The organism is Acinetobacter sp. 25-47-130, assembly GCF_056779705.1.
In genome coordinates this window covers 165,936-184,773 of sequence record NZ_JBWYII010000001.1, presented here as the reverse complement: position 1 = coordinate 184,773, position 18,838 = coordinate 165,936, and the positions used below count along the sequence as shown (strand labels likewise).

General features: G+C 38.9%; 23 protein-coding genes and 1 tRNA gene. 17 read left to right on the top strand and 7 right to left on the bottom strand.

Annotated features, from left to right (window positions below; all coding sequences use genetic code 11):
* Positions 1-77 precede the first annotated feature (77 nt).
* Positions 78-1,304 carry an acetamidase/formamidase family protein gene (locus tag AC1M83_RS00900; RefSeq protein ID WP_481589755.1) on the bottom strand — a complete coding sequence of 409 codons (1,227 nt, stop codon included), beginning with the start codon at positions 1,302-1,304 and terminating at the stop codon, positions 78-80.
* Between the two features lie 262 nt (positions 1,305-1,566).
* On the opposite strand from AC1M83_RS00900, the gene ybgC reads away from it, so the two are divergent.
* From ybgC to pal, 6 genes are all read left to right on the top strand, one after another.
* Positions 1,567-1,974 carry a tol-pal system-associated acyl-CoA thioesterase gene (gene ybgC / locus AC1M83_RS00895; protein WP_035265725.1) on the top strand — a complete coding sequence of 136 codons (408 nt, stop codon included), beginning with the start codon at positions 1,567-1,569 and terminating at the stop codon, positions 1,972-1,974.
* Between the two features lie 23 nt (positions 1,975-1,997).
* The gene (gene tolQ / locus AC1M83_RS00890) at positions 1,998-2,696 is read left to right on the top strand and encodes a protein TolQ (protein ID WP_481589754.1); all 699 of its coding nucleotides are present in this window, start codon (positions 1,998-2,000) and stop codon (positions 2,694-2,696) included.
* Positions 2,697-3,146 carry a protein TolR gene (gene tolR / locus AC1M83_RS00885; RefSeq protein WP_481589753.1) on the top strand — a complete coding sequence of 150 codons (450 nt, stop codon included), beginning with the start codon at positions 2,697-2,699 and terminating at the stop codon, positions 3,144-3,146.
* 3 nt (positions 3,147-3,149) lie between these two features.
* On the top strand, positions 3,150-4,367 hold the full coding sequence (gene tolA / locus AC1M83_RS00880; protein WP_481589752.1) for a cell envelope integrity protein TolA: 1,218 nt from the start codon (positions 3,150-3,152) through the stop codon (positions 4,365-4,367).
* A 138-nt stretch (positions 4,368-4,505) separates the two neighbouring features.
* On the top strand, positions 4,506-5,789 hold the full coding sequence (gene tolB, locus AC1M83_RS00875) for a Tol-Pal system beta propeller repeat protein TolB (protein ID WP_179998402.1): 1,284 nt from the start codon (positions 4,506-4,508) through the stop codon (positions 5,787-5,789).
* A gap of 28 nt (positions 5,790-5,817) precedes the next feature.
* Positions 5,818-6,390 carry a peptidoglycan-associated lipoprotein Pal gene (gene pal, locus AC1M83_RS00870; protein ID WP_035265718.1) on the top strand — a complete coding sequence of 191 codons (573 nt, stop codon included), beginning with the start codon at positions 5,818-5,820 and terminating at the stop codon, positions 6,388-6,390.
* 48 nt (positions 6,391-6,438) lie between these two features.
* Here pal and AC1M83_RS00865 read toward each other — a convergent pair whose 3' ends face one another.
* Positions 6,439-6,624: an NF038105 family protein gene (locus tag AC1M83_RS00865; RefSeq protein ID WP_035265716.1), complete on the bottom strand. Its 186-nt coding sequence runs from the start codon at positions 6,622-6,624 to the stop codon at positions 6,439-6,441.
* Positions 6,625-6,796: 172 nt separating this feature from the next.
* Here AC1M83_RS00865 and AC1M83_RS00860 point away from each other — a divergent pair, with 172 nt between their 5' ends.
* The 5 genes from AC1M83_RS00860 to AC1M83_RS00840 all read left to right on the top strand — a co-directional run bounded on the left by AC1M83_RS00860 (position 6,797) and on the right by AC1M83_RS00840 (position 10,088).
* On the top strand, positions 6,797-7,771 hold the full coding sequence (locus AC1M83_RS00860) for a class 1 fructose-bisphosphatase (RefSeq protein ID WP_180027536.1): 975 nt from the start codon (positions 6,797-6,799) through the stop codon (positions 7,769-7,771).
* 49 nt (positions 7,772-7,820) lie between these two features.
* On the top strand, positions 7,821-8,597 hold the full coding sequence (locus AC1M83_RS00855) for a TrmH family RNA methyltransferase (RefSeq protein ID WP_035265712.1): 777 nt from the start codon (positions 7,821-7,823) through the stop codon (positions 8,595-8,597).
* Between the two features lie 160 nt (positions 8,598-8,757).
* Entirely contained in the window at positions 8,758-9,378 is a 621-nt protein-coding gene (locus tag AC1M83_RS00850) for an RNA polymerase sigma factor (protein ID WP_171260669.1), read from the top strand.
* The gene (locus AC1M83_RS00845) at positions 9,368-9,694 is read left to right on the top strand and encodes a hypothetical protein (RefSeq protein WP_035265708.1); all 327 of its coding nucleotides are present in this window, start codon (positions 9,368-9,370) and stop codon (positions 9,692-9,694) included. Before AC1M83_RS00850 ends, AC1M83_RS00845 begins: the two co-directional genes overlap by 11 nt.
* Positions 9,684-10,088: a DUF3106 domain-containing protein gene (locus AC1M83_RS00840; RefSeq protein WP_481588469.1), complete on the top strand. Its 405-nt coding sequence runs from the start codon at positions 9,684-9,686 to the stop codon at positions 10,086-10,088. Before AC1M83_RS00845 ends, AC1M83_RS00840 begins: the two co-directional genes overlap by 11 nt.
* A 38-nt stretch (positions 10,089-10,126) precedes the next feature.
* On the opposite strand, the gene rnk is transcribed toward AC1M83_RS00840, so the two are convergent.
* Together rnk and glyA are read right to left on the bottom strand one after the other, a co-directional pair.
* The gene (gene rnk, locus AC1M83_RS00835; RefSeq protein WP_481588470.1) at positions 10,127-10,531 is read right to left on the bottom strand and encodes a nucleoside diphosphate kinase regulator; all 405 of its coding nucleotides are present in this window, start codon (positions 10,529-10,531) and stop codon (positions 10,127-10,129) included.
* 144 nt (positions 10,532-10,675) lie between these two features.
* A complete protein-coding gene (gene glyA, locus AC1M83_RS00830; RefSeq protein WP_035265704.1) occupies positions 10,676-11,929 on the bottom strand; it encodes a serine hydroxymethyltransferase in 1,254 nt (417 codons plus the stop codon).
* 402 nt (positions 11,930-12,331) lie between these two features.
* On the opposite strand from glyA, the gene AC1M83_RS00825 reads away from it, so the two are divergent.
* Both AC1M83_RS00825 and AC1M83_RS00820 read left to right on the top strand, forming a co-directional pair.
* Positions 12,332-13,033, top strand: coding sequence for a putative quorum-sensing-regulated virulence factor (locus AC1M83_RS00825; protein WP_481589751.1), 702 nt, complete (start codon positions 12,332-12,334; stop codon positions 13,031-13,033).
* Positions 13,034-13,292: 259 nt separating this feature from the next.
* Positions 13,293-13,649 (top strand): hypothetical protein, encoded by a 357-nt coding sequence (locus tag AC1M83_RS00820; RefSeq protein ID WP_481589750.1) that lies wholly within the window; start codon positions 13,293-13,295, stop codon positions 13,647-13,649.
* A gap of 327 nt (positions 13,650-13,976) precedes the next feature.
* Here the strand turns inward: AC1M83_RS00820 and AC1M83_RS00815 are convergent, their stop codons facing one another.
* From AC1M83_RS00815 to AC1M83_RS00805, 3 genes are all read right to left on the bottom strand, one after another.
* On the bottom strand, positions 13,977-14,486 hold the full coding sequence (locus AC1M83_RS00815; RefSeq protein ID WP_481589749.1) for a hypothetical protein: 510 nt from the start codon (positions 14,484-14,486) through the stop codon (positions 13,977-13,979).
* A gap of 68 nt (positions 14,487-14,554) precedes the next feature.
* Positions 14,555-14,977 (bottom strand): hypothetical protein, encoded by a 423-nt coding sequence (locus AC1M83_RS00810; protein WP_481589748.1) that lies wholly within the window; start codon positions 14,975-14,977, stop codon positions 14,555-14,557.
* Positions 14,978-15,253: 276 nt separating this feature from the next.
* A tRNA-Arg gene (locus tag AC1M83_RS00805) sits at positions 15,254-15,329 on the bottom strand.
* Between the two features lie 187 nt (positions 15,330-15,516).
* Here AC1M83_RS00805 and AC1M83_RS00800 point away from each other — a divergent pair.
* Genes AC1M83_RS00800 through AC1M83_RS00785 form a run of 4 tightly spaced genes read left to right on the top strand, consistent with a single transcriptional unit; the run spans position 15,517 to position 18,719 of the window.
* Positions 15,517-16,452, top strand: a complete 936-nt coding sequence (locus AC1M83_RS00800) for an ABC transporter ATP-binding protein (RefSeq protein WP_180027530.1) — start codon at positions 15,517-15,519, stop codon at positions 16,450-16,452.
* The gene (locus tag AC1M83_RS00795; RefSeq protein ID WP_092766033.1) at positions 16,449-17,222 is read left to right on the top strand and encodes an ABC transporter permease; all 774 of its coding nucleotides are present in this window, start codon (positions 16,449-16,451) and stop codon (positions 17,220-17,222) included. Before AC1M83_RS00800 ends, AC1M83_RS00795 begins: the two co-directional genes overlap by 4 nt.
* The gene (queF, locus tag AC1M83_RS00790) at positions 17,222-18,040 is read left to right on the top strand and encodes an NADPH-dependent 7-cyano-7-deazaguanine reductase QueF (protein ID WP_481588474.1); all 819 of its coding nucleotides are present in this window, start codon (positions 17,222-17,224) and stop codon (positions 18,038-18,040) included. The genes AC1M83_RS00795 and queF overlap by 1 nt, the downstream gene beginning before the upstream one ends.
* 25 nt (positions 18,041-18,065) lie before the next feature.
* Positions 18,066-18,719 carry a hypothetical protein gene (locus tag AC1M83_RS00785; protein ID WP_035265692.1) on the top strand — a complete coding sequence of 218 codons (654 nt, stop codon included), beginning with the start codon at positions 18,066-18,068 and terminating at the stop codon, positions 18,717-18,719.
* Positions 18,720-18,838: the final 119 nt, after the last annotated feature.

Below are 18,838 nucleotides of genomic sequence, written 5' to 3'. Positions count from 1 at the left end.
TCATTCATGGCATCAAAGATACACTCCAGCAGTCAAAAAAAATCCTCCTTGATGGAGGATTTTTTTATTTCAAAAATTTATTTCTGCTCGATGAACTCTTTAAAATCTGCTTTACGAATCATCGCATGGATGCCTTTGGTTTTATCTACAACTTGAGAAACTTCAAAATCAGTCGCAGCGCTGAGATAAGCATATGCAATTTCTTCACTTATGCCATATTCATTTACTAAGAAATTGATTGCTTCACGCGTAGATTTACGCATTGCTTCATCCAAATCTTCATCTAAACCAGGCATGATCCAAAACTCACCATTTTCACCTAATGGCTGAGAAAGTTGCTTACCTGGAATATGATCTTTACCCGCTTTTAACACACTAATTTTAAACGTTGCACGCGCTGAACCTTCTAAAGCAGTTAATGCAACCTCACCATCGCCTTGAACGAAATGACTATCACCTGTGTAGAATAATGCACCTGGAACTTGAACAGGATAATAAGCGGTTGCCCCAGCAGTTAAATCATTAATATCAATATTTCCACCATAAAATGAGGGTGGAACTGAGTGAACAGGTTCGCTGGTATTCGGTGCAACACCCATTGTTCCCATAAACGGATTTAATGGAAAACGAATCGCTTTACCAGATTCTGTTTGAATCACCCCCTCCCATACACCCTCTTTATTTTGAGCAATGGGTGTAAATACTGAAACATTGCCATAAGCATCTGGATTTTCTGGCGAAGCATGATCATGTTTTTGTCGTTTAGGGAATTCAGGCAATGTACCTTTACCATGGCGGTTCGAAATAACACCATAAGGAACACGTGGTTCTATTTTCAATATTTCAACTTTAAGCACGTCTCCCAGCATTGCACCTTCAACGTAGATCGGACCAGTAATAATGTGTGGACCATCTTTATGGAAATCATGCTTTAAATTAGAGCGGGTGATCAATTTCGCTTCATCTAAAATGTGCTCTTTTTTAACACCTTTAAATGTAAAGTATTTTTCAGCATCACGCCCTTGATCCTCTAATAAATCTTCATGTGACACTGTATCAAAAGTCACATGACTCCCCGATGGAACCGTTAAAACTGGCTTAGCATCTTTATTCGGTAGATAACCCCATTGAATAGTATTGAGTGTGCTTGGAATATAATAGTGTCCAGCATATTCCCCTTTTTTTAGTAAAATTGGCTTGCTTTCAATCTGTTTTAAAATTTTAAAATCTTCAGCCGAACTAAAAGTCGAAAAACTTAATATTGATGTAGCAATCGAAATCGATAAAGCTAACTTTTTTAACATGCACTCAAATCCAACTATAAATTTCATGTGAATTTATTTAATCAATCCCTATGCCAAACATGATTAAAATTCAATTAAATCTGCATTTTCATCTTAAAATATTTCGCCCAATCTACAGCTATTTTTGAAATCTTGTGCCATTGGTCTGTAAAAATGGAGTGCTAAACTTCAAGCCTTTCAAACATTGAACAAATCAGCGTTTCGCATTCTTTGTCAAGAATGTTGCAAAACACTGGACTATTTAAAGTAATGGAACACCTGTATGGCGAACAAATTTGAATTTCAAATCCGAGTGTATATTGAAGATACAGATGCAGGAGGCATTGTTTATCATGCCAATCATATTCGCTTTATGGAACGCGCACGTACAGAATGGTTACGCGCTTCAGGGATTTCACATTACTGGCATCAAAAAGATTACAACTTTGTCGTGCATAAATTAGCGCTTAAATATTCACGTCCAATATTAATGGATGACTTAATTACTGTTACAGCAAGTGTAGTTTCGTGTAAAGCAACGTCTTTTGTATTGCAACAAAATATTTATCGTGGTGAAATCATGCTAGCTTCAGGGGAAGTAGAATTGGCGTGTATTAGCGCCGAAATGAAACCGCTGAGAATTCCAAATGAAATCCGTGATCTAATCGAAAAAGAATTAGCCCACGCATAAAAATATGATTGGCACATGTAACTATGGCAACACAACTCGAATCTTCACTTCACGTCACAGATTTAATTCTTCAAGCGAGTCCAGTCGTACAACTGGTCATGCTGGTGTTGGTACTAGCTTCACTCTTTAGCTGGTACCTTATTGCCAAGTTACATATGACGTTTAAAAAAGCTCGCCAAGGCGATGATCATTTTCAGAAGATTTTTTGGTCTGGTGCAGAACTCAACACCTTATATAACAATGCTCAAGTCAACTCTAAGCGTGAAGGTTTGGAAGATGTTTTTTATCTTGGTTTTGCAGAGTTTCTCAAACTCAAAAAAACCAAAGCAGAAATAGCACAAGTCATTGATGGCACAGAGCGTATTCTTGGGGTGGGTTTAAGCCGAGATCAGAGCCGTATGGAACAAGGTCTCAGTGCGCTTGCGAGTATTGGTTCAGTTGCACCCTATGTTGGTTTATTTGGTACAGTTTGGGGCATCATGAATGCTTTTATCGGCTTAGCCCAAGTCGATCAAGTGACGCTAGCAACTGTCGCACCAGGTATCGCGGAAGCCCTCATTGCGACTGCTATTGGTTTATTTGCTGCGATTCCTGCAGTACTTGCATTCAACCACTATACGGCCAAAAGTGAAGAAATTTACTCAGATCGTTCCTTGTTTGCTGAAGAAATGGTGGCGCTTTTACAACGTCGTTCTGTGGGTTCTACACAGGAAGTTGAATAAATGGCCGTTCGTCGCTCAGGGCGTTTCCAACGCATCAAAAAGCCACTTAACAGTGACATGAATGTAGTTCCTTATATTGATGTCATGTTAGTACTTTTAGTGATTTTTATGGTGACCGCACCAATGATCACAAGTGGCATAAAAGTTGATTTACCTGAAGCAAACAGTGTACCGATTGAATCTAAGGATGCACCAGCTATGGTGACTTTAGATCAACAAGGACAATACTTTTTAGAATACAAGGGTAGCCAACCAAGTCCACTGAGCTTGCAAGAATTACAACAGACACTTCGTGATGCACAACAAATTGCTGAACGTGAGAATAAACAATTTAGTGTCGTCATCAATGGTCATAATACTCGACCTTATGGTGAGGTGATGACGCTCATGTCTAACTTACAAGATGCAGGGATCAATCAAGTTGGCTTGCTGACCAAACCGATTCAATAAGCTATGAAAGAATCTAACTCCCGCTTTTCAAAAGAAAAGAAAATTGCAATCGGATTCACTGTTGTGGTCCATGTGATTGCGATCACAGGCTTATTATTCCTTGGATTGACTCAACCTCCTGAGCCAACTAAAACTGTTAAAACAGTTTTAGTGAAACCTGAAGATCTTGTACCACCTGAACCCACGCCATTGGTTGAATCTGATCATTCAGATACAGCGCACCAGAACGTTCAAGAAAATGTTCAACAGACCAATGAGCCTATTAAAAATGCTCCTGTGATTCCTGTTGCGCCTGCTGTACCTCCTCCAGCGCAACCAAAAGTCGAAGAGCCAAAATCCGACCGTAAAGCTGAGCAAGCGGCTGCGGTTAAAGCTCAACAAGAAGCAGAACGTAAAGCAACGGCTGAAGCACAACGTCAAGCGACTCAAGAAGCGAATCGTAAAGCTAAAGCTGAGGCCGATGCTAGAGCTAAACAAGAGACCGCCCAAAAAGCCAAAGCAGCAGAACAAAACGCAAAACAGGAACAACAACAAAAGGCGAAAGCTGATGCGGCTTTAAAAGCGAAACAAGAAGCTGATCGTAAAGCTAAAGCTGAGGCAACTAAAGCCAAAGCTAAGCAAGAAGCTGACCGGAAAGCTAAGGCAGAGGCCGATGCTAAAGCCAAACAAGAAGCCGATCGGAAAGCCAAAGCTGCTGCGGAAGCCAAAGCCAAACAAGATGCTGATCGTAAAGCTAAAGCGGAAGCAGATGCAAAAGCCAAACAGGATGCTGATCGTAAAGCTAAGGCTGCAGCTGATGCCAAAGCTAAACAAGAGGCTGATGCTAAAGCTCGTCAGGAAGCACAAAGAAAAGCAGACGCTGAAGCCAAAGAACGTGCCGAAGCTGAAGCTCGAGAATCTGCCGCTGAAAAAGCTAGACAAGAAGCAGCCAACAAAAAAGCTGAATCTAAACGCATCGCTTCTTCAGCAAAAAGAGACTTTGAGCAAAAAATTAAAGGTGCTTGGAGAATGCCAATAGGCTCTTCAGGTCAAAAAGCGACAGCACGCGTGACATTATCTGACAGTGGTTCTGTGACTTCGGTCATCGTCAATGCATCAGATCCAGATGTCAAAGCCAGTGTCGAACAGGCTGTTCGTGCAGCAGCACCATATCCGATGCCATCCGATCCTGATGCAAGGCGTGAAGCTCGTAGTTTCACTTCTTCATTCACCGTGAAATAATAAAAAAACCTTTCGATTCGTCGAAAGGTTTTTTCATGAATTGCGGATAATTACACGCTTTATATAGATTCGGTACGGAGCTATATGCTAAAAAGCTAGAATATTCGAAAAATTAGTATCTTGAGTACGTGACCTCTCATGAAAATGATCTCAAAACATCTTCTCGGTTTAGCAATTTTGGCAGCATTTAGCCCTGCTCTCATTACGACCTCTTATGCACAGCTTCATCTTGAAATTGCTAAAGCACCTGAAGAAGCACCCAAAATTGCTATCGTGCCATTCGTAGGTGATCAACGCTTATACCCTGTTGTAGAGCAAGATTTAAACCGTTCAGGTCGCTTTACCAGTTCATCTAAAAATTTACCTGCAACAGCAACCATCAATCAAGCCAATGGTGCTGCTTGGCAATCTGCAGGCGTACCTTATGTTGTGAATGGTGAAGTTAAAACCAATCCTGATGGTTCATTGGCTGTTCATTACCAACTCTATGATGTCCAAAAACAACAATATTTGCTCAATGAACTATTAACTGTACCACCATCACGCATTCGATCTGCAGCACATATGATTAGTGATGCGATTTACCAAGCATTAACAGGTATTCCTGGTGACTTTAGTGGTCGCATCGCTTATGTTTTGCGAAATCCTGCGACTCCTGATAATCGCTACACTTTACAAATCGCAGATACGGACGGCGAACAACCACGCACTGTATTGAGTTCGCGCGATCCAATTTTATCCCCTGCTTGGACGCCTGATGGCAAAAAAATCGCTTATGTTTCATTCGAAACCAAACGTCCAGCGATCTATGTTCAAGATTTAGCGACTGGACAACGTGAAAAATTAGCTGGCTTCCGTGGCTTAAACGGTGCGCCAAGTTTTTCCCCTGATGGTAAAAGCATGTTGTTCACTGCTTCAATGCATGACAACCCTGAAATTTATCAAATGGATTTAAATACGCGCCAAGTGAAGCGTATGACAAATAATACAGCAATTGATACAGAAGCTCGCTATACCCCAGATGGTAAAGGTTTTATCTTTACCTCAGACCGTGGTGGTTCAGCACAGATCTATCATTACACATTTGCTGATGGTTCAACAAAACGTTTGACTTTCCGCGGAGCATTCAACGCACGTGGAAGTTTAAGTGCCGATGGTAAATATGTTGCTTTAGTACATCGCCCTTCAGGCAGCAACTATAAGGTAGCAATTCAAGAAATCTCAACTGGAATCACGAACATTTTAACGCCAACCAGTTTAGATGAATCACCAAGCTTTTCACCAAATGGTCAAATGGTCGTGTATGCGACACGTGAAGGCAGCCGTGGATTGTTATCGATTATGTCTACAGACGGTCGCTTCCGCATGAACCTACCTAGCGAACAAGGTGAAGTTCGTGAACCTGCTTGGGCACCTAAATAATCGAATTTAATCTTTCAAGGAGATGAACATGAACGCGATTAAAACGTTTGCTCTTCCACTCATTGCTGTAAGTTTAGTAATGACGGGTTGCGCAAGCCGTAAACCAGCAACTACAGATACCACTACGATGACACCACCATCAACGTCCACCTCTGTGAATACGACTGGTCTCAGTGAAGATGCAGCATTAAATGCTCAAAACTTAACGGGTGCTTCTGCTAAAGGGGTAACTGAAGCCAATAAAGCTTTCTTGGCTAAACGTGTTGTTCACTTTGATTATGACAGCAGTGAGCTATCTACTGAGGACTATCAAACCCTCCAAGCACATGCACAATTTTTATTGGCAAATGCAAACTCTAAAATCGCATTAACTGGTCATACCGATGAACGTGGAACGCGTGAATACAATATGGCTTTGGGTGAGCGACGCGCCAAAGCAGTTGAAAGTTATTTGGTTACAAATGGTGTAAATCCAAACCAACTCGAAGCTGTGAGTTATGGTAAAGAAATGCCAATTAATACAGGTAACAATGAAGCTGCATGGAAAGAAAACCGTCGTGTAGAACTCAATTATGAAGCAGTGCCACCACTTCTTCGCTAATGAATGCAAAAAAAAGCGCTCAATTCGAGCGCTTTTTTTATATCAGGTTTAAGACCTTTGCGAGTCTGGCATGGGCACTTGCATAGACTCAATCATGTCATGCTTATTAAACTCTTTATATTCAGGTTTAGCCTCGTACTGTTTCCATGCTTCCTTGGAACTCTCTGAACTAATTTCGTTTAAGTCGATTGCCTCACCTGGCGTTGGAGTTGCTTCAAACTTTTGAATGCTCATTTTAAAGCTCCTTTTAAAATCATCCCCCTATCAACATACCATGTTCTAAAACTCTGGCAAGTGCAAAATCACCACAAATAACGCAGGATAATTTCTATTTTGCACTGAACTCATCTAAAATAGCCCAAGATCCAAATTTTATTCTTTTAAAGCTTTTAGGAGCGTCCTTGTAATGTCATACCTCACCTTGTCACAATATCTTGCACAACAACAAGGAAATCTAACGCCTGAACTCTCTAATGTGATTGAAACAATTGCTGAAACGTGTAAAACCATCGATTCAGCATTGCAAAAGGGTGCCTTAGCGGGTGTGTTAGGTAGTGCTGGTAATGAAAACGTACAAGGTGAAGCGCAAAAAAAATTAGATGTTATTTCAAATGACTATTTAATTGATGCGCTAAAAAACAACGAAAATGTAGGCGGTTTAGCTTCTGAAGAACTCGATGAGTTTACCCCAGCACAAGAGAACGGTAAGTATTTAGTTTTATTCGATCCACTAGATGGCTCAAGTAATATCGATATCAATATGTGTGTTGGCACCATCTTCTCTATCTTGCCTGCCAAAAATTCAGTGACACAAGCAGAAGATTTCCTTCAAGCAGGCACTGAACAAGTCGCAGCTGGTTATGTGTTATATGGTCCATCAACTATGATGGCATTAACCGTTGGTGCAGGTACTGTTTTCTTTACATTTGATCCAGAGTCAAAAACATTCCTGTTGACGACTGAAAATATCCAAGTGGATGCCGATACAAAAGAATACGCCATTAATGCTTCAAACCAACGTCATTGGGAAGAACCTGTTCAACGCTATATTGGTGAGCTACAAGCGGGTAAAACATCTGTACGTGAAAAAGATTTTAACATGCGTTGGGTTGCCTGCATGGTGGGTGATATCCACCGTATTCTTTGCCGTAGTGGGATCTTCTTATATCCTTACGATACCAAAGATCCTAAAAAAGCTGGTCGTTTACGTCTTATGTATGAAGCAAATCCAATGAGTATGCTCATGGAACAAGCAGGCGGTGCTTCGACAACAGGTCGCGTGCGTATTATGGAAATCCAACCGACTGAACTTCACCAACGTGTACCAGTCGTCATTGGTTCAAAAAATGAAGTTGAGCTTGTTACTGCTTATCATCAATAATTTACAATTGAGAGCCTATTGATTTAGGCTCTCATGGAAGTCAAACTGAATGGCCATCATCTTTTTAGAATCTAAAGACAACCCGAAAATTAAACATTTACGTGGTTTAATTGATCAAAATAGTTACCGTAAAAAGCAAGGCCAAACTGTTCTAGAAGGCACACATTTGTGCTTAGCTTGGTTAGAAAAAAATCGTAAATTGAATTCGATTTTTACCACTGAAAAAGCAATGGAACACGCCGATTTTGACGAAATCGCACAACACTATACAGGTTCAGTGTTTGTTATTAGTGAATCACTCTATAAAGACATTAGCACGCTAGGAACCACCTTAGCATGTTTAGCGATTGTAGATTTACCAACTCAACGTGATGCTCTAGATTATACTCAAGACACTTTAATTCTTGAAAATGTTCAAGATCCAGGCAATGTAGGTACATTACTTCGTTCAGCTGCGGCTGCAGGTATTGAACAAATTGTTTGCACCAAAGGTTCAGCATCTTTGTGGTCTCCTCGCGTATTACGAGCAGGAATGGGTGCGCACTTTTCATTAAAAACCTATGAAAACGTTGCGCTTGAAGATGTGCTGTCTCAATTCAAAATTCCCGTGTATGTCACGAGCTCACATGAATCAGAAAGTTTATATGCAAAAGACTTAACTCAAGCTTGCGTATGGGTACTGGGCAATGAAGGTCAAGGCGTTTCGGAATATGCCCTAGCGCATGCTTCAGCAATTACCATTCCCCAACCGGGTGGTCAAGAATCATTAAACGTTGCAGTTGCCGGATCGATTTGTTTCTTTGAAATGGTACGCCAACGGATATGATTCGTTAAAATATATTAACGAAGTCACTGAAAATAAAAAAATCTATTAAACTGCTAAAAAATAGTTGCTTAGATTGTCAACCTACCATTATGTTTTGACGTTATATAAGTAACGATTAGAAAATAATGGTGGGTACCCAATGACGGGATTTTCCATCTCTATGGATTTAGCACCAAAAAAAGTCAAGCCTGAAGATTCGAGTGTTCTTTTGAATACGGCAGAACAACGTCTTAAATATTTTATGCAAGACGTCACTGGGCGTGCATTGGTGATGATGGAAAGTGCAACTCAAGGACACAATGGCATTGCCATGGATTTAGTCCAAGAAGCTTTTATATCCTTGCATAAATCATATGCTGATAAATCCACTGCAGAGTGGTATCCCCTTTTCTATACCATTTTAAATAACAAACTTCAGGATTGGCGTCGTAAAGAATCTCGACGGGCTTTTCCATTCTCGTTATTTAAAAAAAATAACCACGATGAAGATGATGACGAAACCATCAATATTGTGGATGAATCAACACCTAATCCGCTGCAATTTCTTGCACAAGAGATGGCTGTTGAGGAGATTCAAAATGCAATTTCTAAGTTACCTGTTCGCCAACAACAAGCATTTATGTTGAGAGCATGGGAAGGGTTTGATACACAAACCACAGCCGAAATCATGAATTGTTCAGAAGGCAGTGTAAAGACCCATTACCATCGAGCTATACAGGGCTTAAGATCTGCTTTGTCTCACTTAAACCCAAATGACGGGGGATCATCGGATGAATCATGATGAATTTACGAAACAAGTGACTGAAAAATTGAATGTACTGGCATCACAACATCGCAATAAAGCGGTCGTGATGGAGCATGTACTTGATGAGATTAAAGACAAACCCTTATTTTCTCAGTTTATGACTTGGAAAGTTACTGGTTTTGCATTAGCAGCCGCGATCACAGGATTTGTGGTACTTCCAAATGCGTTTGATTTGGAAGAAGCTCCAAGCCCACAACAAGTGATTGTCACCCCTAAACTTTCTCCGCAAATGATGGAAGATCTAGAAATGTTATCTGTTTTTGGTGAGGATAAATCAGCTCATGGCAGCTAAAGGCTTAGCGATTGCACTCTGCACATTAGGTTTTTTACAAACCAGTTTTGCAGGCTATGAACGTTTTTGGATCTTCTCGAAAGACAATAATTCTGAACTTAATGAATCTTGGGAATCGCTTTCTGAAGATGAACAAAAAGCACTGATTAAACGCTATCAAAATTTGAAAGAAATTCCTGAAGAGCAAAGTGTTGTTCTACAACAAAGAATGGATTGGTTTACTAAACTGCCTGAACAAGAAAAAATACAAATGCGCGAAACTTGGCAACAGATGAGCTCAAGTGAACGAAATGATTTGCGTAAAAAAATGATGAACGCGACGACTGCCGAGCAGCGCAAAGAAATACGCGAAACTTATTTAAATAAATATATGCAACAAACCACGATGAAATAATAAACTTTAAAGCCTCCACAAGAGGCTTTATTTTTTAGTTAAAGATATATACCCTCACGTTCAGGCTGATAGAGCACTTTATCAATTTTCACTTTCATTGTTTGCCCATCAGGCTGAGGCCATTCAATTTCTTGTCCTTCAGCCAAACCTAGAATTGCTGCACCAATAGGTGCAATCACATTAACCTGCCCCTTTTCACCTTTAAAGTCATGGGGATATACCAGCACAATCTCTGTAGATTCAGTGGACGGTGCAACCGTTATCAGTACTCTAGCATTCATCGTCACTACATTGGCAGGGATATCTTTAGGCTGTACGACTTCAGCACGAGCCAACTCATTTTCTAAATGCTCCATCGTTGGAGTTACCTGCTTCTGATGTTCCAACATGGTTTCTAAACGATTTAAATCCTGTTCAGAAATAATAATATTTGGATGACTCATTTTCTGCTCCAATTCAAATGTATAACTACAATTGAATAATTAATAGATACATCAGTTATATCAGAACTATCTAAAAATGACAGATTTGACATTTCAACATTCAATAAAAAAGCCCCCTTGAGGGGGCTTTTCTCAAGTCGAAGATTATTTTGCGTAAACTGGGAATTTAGCGCATACAGTCTCAACTTTAGCTTTCACAGCGTTAATGACAGTTTCATCACCTTTAGAATCTAAGATATCCGCGATCCAACCTGCAAGTTCACGTACTTCTGCTTCACCGAAACCACGAGTTGTTACAGCTGGAGTACCGATACGGATACCAGAAGTTACGAATGGAGAACGTGGATCGTTTGGCACAGAGTTTTTGTTCACAGTGATGTGAGCCGCACCTAACCAAGCATCAGCATCTTTACCAGTAATGTCTTGTTTGATGAGAGACAACAAGAACAAGTGGTTTTTAGTTCCACCTGAAACAACATCATAACCGCGTTCGATTAACACTTCAGCCATTGCTTGCGCGTTTTTCACAACTTGTTGTTGATATGCTTTGTATTCAGGAGCCATTGCTTCTTTGAAGCAGATTGCTTTAGCCGCTACAGCATGAACTAAAGGACCACCTTGGTTACCTGGGAATACAGCAGATTGAAGTTTTTTCTCAATCTCTTCGTTTGCTTTCGCAAGGATTAAACCAGAACGTGGGCCACGAAGTGTTTTATGAGTCGTCGTTGTAGTTACGTCAGCAATTTGAACTGGGCTTGGATAAACACCAGCAGCAACGAGACCAGCAACGTGAGCCATATCAACGAATAGATAAGCGCCTACTTTGTCCGCGATTTCACGGAAACGCTGCCAATCAACGATTTGGCTATAAGCAGAGAAACCTGCAACAATCATACGTGGCTTGTGTTCTACAGCTAAACGCTCTACTTCTTCGTAATCGATTTCACCCGTTTCTGGATTTAAACCGTATTGGATCGCATTATATGTTTTACCAGAGAAGCTAACTTTAGCACCGTGAGTCAAATGACCACCGTGAGCTAAGCTCATACCTAAAACAGTATCGCCTGGGTTAAGAAGCGCTAGATAAACTGCAGAGTTTGCTTGAGAACCAGCATGAGGCTGAACGTTCGCGTAATCAGCACCAAAGAGTTCTTTAGCACGGTCAATTGCCAATTGTTCAATCACGTCTACATATTCACAACCGCCATAGTAGCGTTTGCCTGGGTAGCCTTCTGCATATTTGTTAGTGAGTTTTGAACCTTGAGCTTCCATTACTGCTGGAGAGCAATAGTTTTCTGAAGCGATTAACTCAATATGAGCTTCCTGACGAGCATCTTCACTCGTAATAGCTTGAGCTAATTCTGGATCAAAGTCAGCAATAGAGATATTGGCAAACATTAGCGAGGTCCTATTAATGTAGGGCTTTTAAGCCGTGCTAAGATTGGCGCGTATTGTAACATGAACTTGTTAAATTTCGAGAATGAAGTTTAAACAGTTTGCAATTAAATTTGATTAATTCTTGTGTGTTCACTCTATTACTAATAAAAACAAATATCTGAATTATGACTATTCTTTTTAAATTTATTCATTTTTAAAAATTATTTTTAACAACCTACAGTCTAAACTTGCAGCGTCAATATCATAGAAAACGAAATTTCTTTAAATGAGCACCTTATCTAAATAATTCCCATAATTTGTTCAATTCAGCATAATTTATACAATTCATTGACTTTATTACTGTGAGCTCAGATTTGAAAATGTTAAATTAATTACATCTTTATCATTTACTTGGACATTTGCATGCAAGCCATTATCTTGGATACTGAAACCCATACATTGAACGGTTTGCCCATAGAAATTGCATATGCTCCTATTCAGATTGAACAAGGCAAATTAAGTCTTGATCGCGAAAAAATCTTTGACCAACTATATAGCATTGGTGACGAAAAAATTTCCTATGCTGCAATGGCGGTTCATCATATTCTTGAAAGCGATTTAGTAGATCAACCCAACTTCGAAACCTTCGAGTTACCTCAAGAAACGACGTATATTATTGGTCATAATATTGATTATGATATTCGAGCTATTCAGCAATGCGGCGTTGAAACAAGTCATATTAAAGCCATCTGTACACTCGCTCTTTCTCGACTAGTTTGGCCTCATGCAGAAGCACACAACATTTCTGCTTTAATTTATATGATTAGTAAAGGCAGTAGCAAAGCTAGAGAGATGTTAAAAGGTGCCCATCGAGCTGACGCAGATATTATTTTGACTGCAAATATCTTAATGCACATTATTCATCATTTGGGTATTCAAAACATTGAAGAACTCTATGAAGTATCTGAAGATGCACGTATTCCTCGTACAATTAACTTCGGTAAACATCGTGGGACAGCCATTGTAGATCTTCCAAGTGATTATGTTTCATGGTTACTAAGACAGGAAGACTTGGATCCCTATTTAAAAAAAGCCTTAGAAAAAACTTTAATTGATACACTTTAAGCAATATTTCATGACTCTCACTTTGAACCTAAAGCTCAAAGTGAGAAATTAACTATTTTTTTTAATACTTTTAAACGATTAAACTAAAATTTACACCAATAATTAAAATAATATAATTACATGATAATTAAATATTTTTTATTATCTTTATTCATTCAACACTGCCCACCTCATCCGCCGTTAGACTAAGGCGAAGTAGAACATCTTTGTCATAAATATATTAATACGATCATACAACAACGGTATAAATAGGTGCCTTATGTCTAAACTCAGCCAAATTCTAGAATTTGATCCTTTAGATAATCCTATGTATCTTAAAAAAGTCGGAAATTGGGTACTCACCTTCTTGCATGCCCATGACCAGGTGGAGAAAATCCAGCTCGCCATTACCAATGTTATTCCGCGTCAAGCAGATGGCTCGTTGCAGCCTCGACGTATTATCATTGAGCAAGCTGATCAAGAACATCAATGGCAAATCAATTACATAGAATGCTTTGATAGCCTTGAAAATAAAGAAGTCCTGCTCAATGCTTCAGAACAAACGGGTGGATCGATCATTCAAGAACTGCTCAGTGAATTTCGAAAATATGATGTTGAGGTCATGTTTAAAGCATAATTTCGATATGAAAAAGCCCGCTTTACGCGGGCTTTATGTTGGAAGGCTAGTGTTAGATTTATTGTTCAACTGAACTCAACTAACTGTCATTGATCCGTCCAACTCGTCAGTAGCGTTGAATGTTTACAACCTACTTTGATTTCTAATTTAATACTTTCAATACGTGATGTGAAGTCACTTTAACACTTTTCAACAACTGAATAAAAAAAATACAATTGAATTTTTTTATTTATAGATAAGAATAAGTTTCGCGAATATGTACAAAGTCTTACTTCAATAAAGTCGACCCAAATGGATCGACTTTTAATTCTAACTTCAAGCTCAGAATTAAGCCAAATGACGTGAACGATTATTTGAATGATTTACACCGAAACGTCCAGCAAAAATCGTCACAATCAATCCAATCAATAAACCAATAAATGACCATAAAGCAGCTTTTGCAGCAGCTTTAGTCGCATCAGCTGCTTTTTCACGTGCTTGATCTTTTAGTTCAGTATATTTCAATTTAGCAGATTGAATATTCGCCTCTAAATCATTAAAGAATTTATCCTGCTGTATAAGGAAATTATTGACAACTTGATTCGCTTCTTGCGGAGTTAGAGATGAATTTTTAGCTAAAGCAGCACTGACTTCATTCTTATTAATAGAAGCAGTCACAGATTGTGCACGATTTTTTAATTGTTCTGATAACTTTTGAATAATAGCATCACTGTTATCTGGATGAATCACCAACTCTTTTGCAGCAACCTTAATTTGCTCCTTTGCCCATTCACCCTGCGCTTTTAAGAATTCGGGTTGCAGTTCCTCGATCCCAGTTTTGCGTAATGCTTCTGACATCTTTTCATCACTATTTCAAGCTTTGGTAAAGGAACTAATTCCTCAAAAGCCTGAACTCCGATCTGAGTTTAATTAACGCCACCTTGACCAATTCCTGATGCTACACTACCCGCAACACTACTGACTGAACTAATCGCACTACCAGTAATTTTTGCCGCGCCGCTAATGGTCATTGCACCAAACCAGATACCTAACAGCAATGAAAGTGACCAGACAATAAAGCCATGGATTGCACCATCAGCTTGAGCCAAGTGACCTGCAACAAATCCACCAATAGCCAAAGATACTAACAATGAAATAATTGTCCAAACGCTTACTGCTATCCCTGAGCCATTTGTAATATCAGTGGTAGATTGTGGATCTAGGAGCGCAAATCCTAATGCAACGCCAAGTAATGAGAGTAAAATTGAAATAGCTAATACAACAATAACGCCAGTGAAAATACTCGCCCACGAGATTCGATTTTGGATCAAAACTTTTTCTTCGTACATTGTTGTGCCTCTTATTTGAATTATTCATAATTTATGTGATTTATACAGCAATGCTGCAATTCAAATTTAAGATAGGTCATTTGAATTTTATGTGACTTATTTTGCGTTTTTATTTTTATTTTGATAATTAATATATTTTTATTTGTCAGTATTGGGGGATTTCATGATTCAATCGACTCATATTAACAATTCAGATTAATCATTAATTTTTGATAAAAATTTACTAAAAATATTTTAATTAACAGGCTATGTTTTGTTTGAAAAACATAAAAGAAATGGTGCGCTCAGCGGGACTCGAACCCACGCCACAGGCTTCGGAGACCTGTACTCTATCCAGTTGAGCTATGAGCGCATTTTAGGAAGTGCGCACATCATAACAAAAAAAACTCTAAGGTAAAGCAACTATATATCTTTCCAATTTTTAGTGCTCATGCTTTATACAGCGTTTCAACATCAAAACAGAGAATTCTGATTACAAAGCTTGGTTTATTTTTCAAGATCACTCACAATATCTCAACTTTTCACCATTCGAGATATTCATGACTGATGCATTGACCTTAAGGGATTTGTCGAAGACCTATCGAAATGGTTTTCAAGCACTAAAAGGAATTAATTTAGATGTTCCAGAAGGTGAATTTTATGCACTTCTAGGCCCTAATGGTGCAGGTAAATCAACCACTATTGGCATCATCAGCTCTCTTACAAAAAAAACTGCAGGAACTGTCGAGATTTTTGGTCATAACCTCGATACACATCCTTCTCAAGCTAAACAATGCTTGGGTGTAGTCCCTCAAGAGTTTAACTTTGCGCAATTTGAAAAGACTTTCGATATTTTAGTCACACAAGCAGGTTATTACGGCATTCCAAAAAAAGTTGCTGAAACTCGTGCAGAGGAGTATCTGACCAAATTAGGTTTATGGGAAAAACGTTCTACTCAAGCACGTATGCTATCTGGGGGAATGAAACGCCGCCTTATGATTGCCCGAGCAATGATGCATGATCCGAAACTGTTAATTCTCGATGAACCGACTGCTGGTGTTGATATTGAACTACGTCGCTCGATGTGGGACTTCTTAACAGAAATGAATCAGAAAGGTACATCTATCATTCTCACAACACATTATTTAGAAGAAGCAGAAGTACTGTGTCGCAAAATTGCAATTATTGATCGTGGCGTCATTAAAGAAGACACCACCATGAAGAACTTCTTAAATCAATTAAATGAAGAATCTTTCATTTTTGATTTGGCTGAACCTATAGAACCGATACAACTTGACATTATTGGTGTGAAATTTAATTTGGTTGATCCAGTGACCTTAGAAATTACGCTTGATAAAGCACATAGCATGAATGATCTTTTCCAACTTCTAGAATCACAGAACATTCAAGTTCGAAGTATGCGTAATAAATCAAATCGTTTAGAAGAGTTATTCGTCAAAATGGTCGAAAAGAATCTTGATGGAGCTGCGCAATGAATTTTAACCAACTCGCTGTAGCTTTATATACGATTATCCATAAGGAAATTCGTAGATTTATGCGCATTTGGCCACAAACATTGTTACCACCAGCAATTACCATGTCACTGTATTTTGTGATTTTTGGAAATCTAGTTGGTTCAAGAATTGGGGAAATGGGTGGCTTTACCTACATGCAGTTCATAGTACCTGGTCTAATTATGATGGCTGTCATTACTAATAGTTATGCCAACGTTTCATCAAGCTTTTTTAGTTCTAAATTTCAAAAAAGTATTGAAGAACTGATCATGAGTCCTGTGCCATTACATGCCGTACTTTGGGGTTATGTGCTTGGTGGTGTTGCTCGAGGCTTATTGGTTGCTATCATTGTGACTGCGATGAGTTTATTTTTTACTGACTTATATATTACCAACTGGTTCGTCACAATTTATACCGTTCTGATTACGTCACTACTGTTTGCATTAGGTGGATTTATTAATGCGGTCTATGCAAAGTCATTTGATGATATTTCGATTATTCCCACTTTTGTTTTAACTCCGTTGACCTATTTAGGTGGGGTATTCTATGCAATTTCTGCATTAAGTCCATTTTGGCAAAATCTATCTTTGATTAACCCTGTCGTATATATGGTCAATGCATTCCGTTATGGAATTCTTGGCCATAGCGATGTAAATGTATCTATCTCTTTATTAGTAATCACAGCGTGTTGCGCCGTGCTATATGCGGTCGCTTATCACCTACTCTCCCGTGGTTCAGGAATGCGTGAATAATGAGCGTTGAACAATCTCTTTTAGGCAAAGACACCAACTATCCAACTGAATATCAACCTGAGGTGCTATTTCCAATTGCTCGCGCAGAAGCACGAGCGAAGTACGCACATGTAGATGGTATTCAACAAGGAATTGATTGGTGGCATATTTTTGAAATTTCTTGGTTGAATCTGTTAGGGATTCCTCAAGTTGCAATTGGTCGAATGCATCTTCCTGCTTCATCACCTTATCTCATCGAGTCCAAATCTCTTAAACTATATTTCAATAGTCTGAATTTTGCTCAATTTGAATCTCAAAATCAGTTTATTGAGACAGTCGAGCGTGATCTGTCTAAAGCAGCCAATGCAGAAGTCAGACTTGAATTATTCGATGTTGATCAGTTGAATATTGCCCAGCCTGAAGGAATATGCATCGACCATTATGAGCCTGAACGTCTTGAAAACCACCCTGATGCGAGCTTACTTAAACTCGATGCAGCGTCTTCCGAAGAAATCGTTGAAATTCAATTATATTCGCATTTATTAAGAAGTAACTGCCCAGTCACAGGTCAGCCTGATTGGGGCACAGTTTTTTTAAGATATCGTGGCAAAAAACCTTGTTATCGTTCAATTTTAGCTTATATTATCTCCTATCGTCAGCATAATGGCTTTCACGAACAATGCGTTGAACAAATCTACGCAGATATTTGGGAAAACTTTAATCCTGAAAAGTTGATGGTATATGCGACTTATACACGCCGTGGTGGTTTAGACATTAACCCTTGTCGTGTATCGGACTTTGCATGGATGCCAAGCCCAATTCGATTGGCGCGACAATAAATTGAAGAATAGTTGAGGTTATACGATGTCATATTTTGGTTTTATTCCATCTGAATCTTTGTTAAAGAATATTCAAACTGGAATTGAGAAAAAAAATTCAAACGAACCACTTTACCCTTTGCGTGATCAAACTGCACTCGCTATTAATGATGAAATTATCGATGCAATTTTAGTTGAACTTGTACGTCGTTTCCCTGCAAGTGACAAACGAGAAACAGCTGAAAAACTTGCTGGTTATATTAAATCAACAGTATCGGTACTACTTAAACAGTTATTGGGTAAAGCACCAAATGACGTCGTGAGACAATCGATTGAATTCTCTGAAAAGAGTTTATTCAAAGATCCAGAGGGTAATTATCGTGTCGGTGCTCCATTACCCGCTGATTTAGTGACAAACTTAAAAAATAGCTTTGCAGAAGTACGTGCAGGGAATGATGTCAATCGTGCAGTTCTGTCTGAACAATACAAACAATTCGGTGAAGCTGCAGTTCGTCACTTTATGAATGATTTTAATAAGACCCTAGATTTGGGTATGATTAAACGTAAGGCGTCTGATATCGCTTCTTCAGCGGTTATCAAAGCTGTTCATATTGCGATCGATAAGCTCATTCCTAACTTCACTAAAGAAGAATTGTTAGCTGCAGCTGAATATCATGACACGCTATTTATTCAGGAATAAATCAGATTAATCAAAAACCTAGCTAAAGCTAGGTTTTTTTATGTTTTAAAGATGGTTCAACAATATTGAATAAATAAAAGACATAATTCATCCATTTTTACACTTTTTATGTAGGTTTT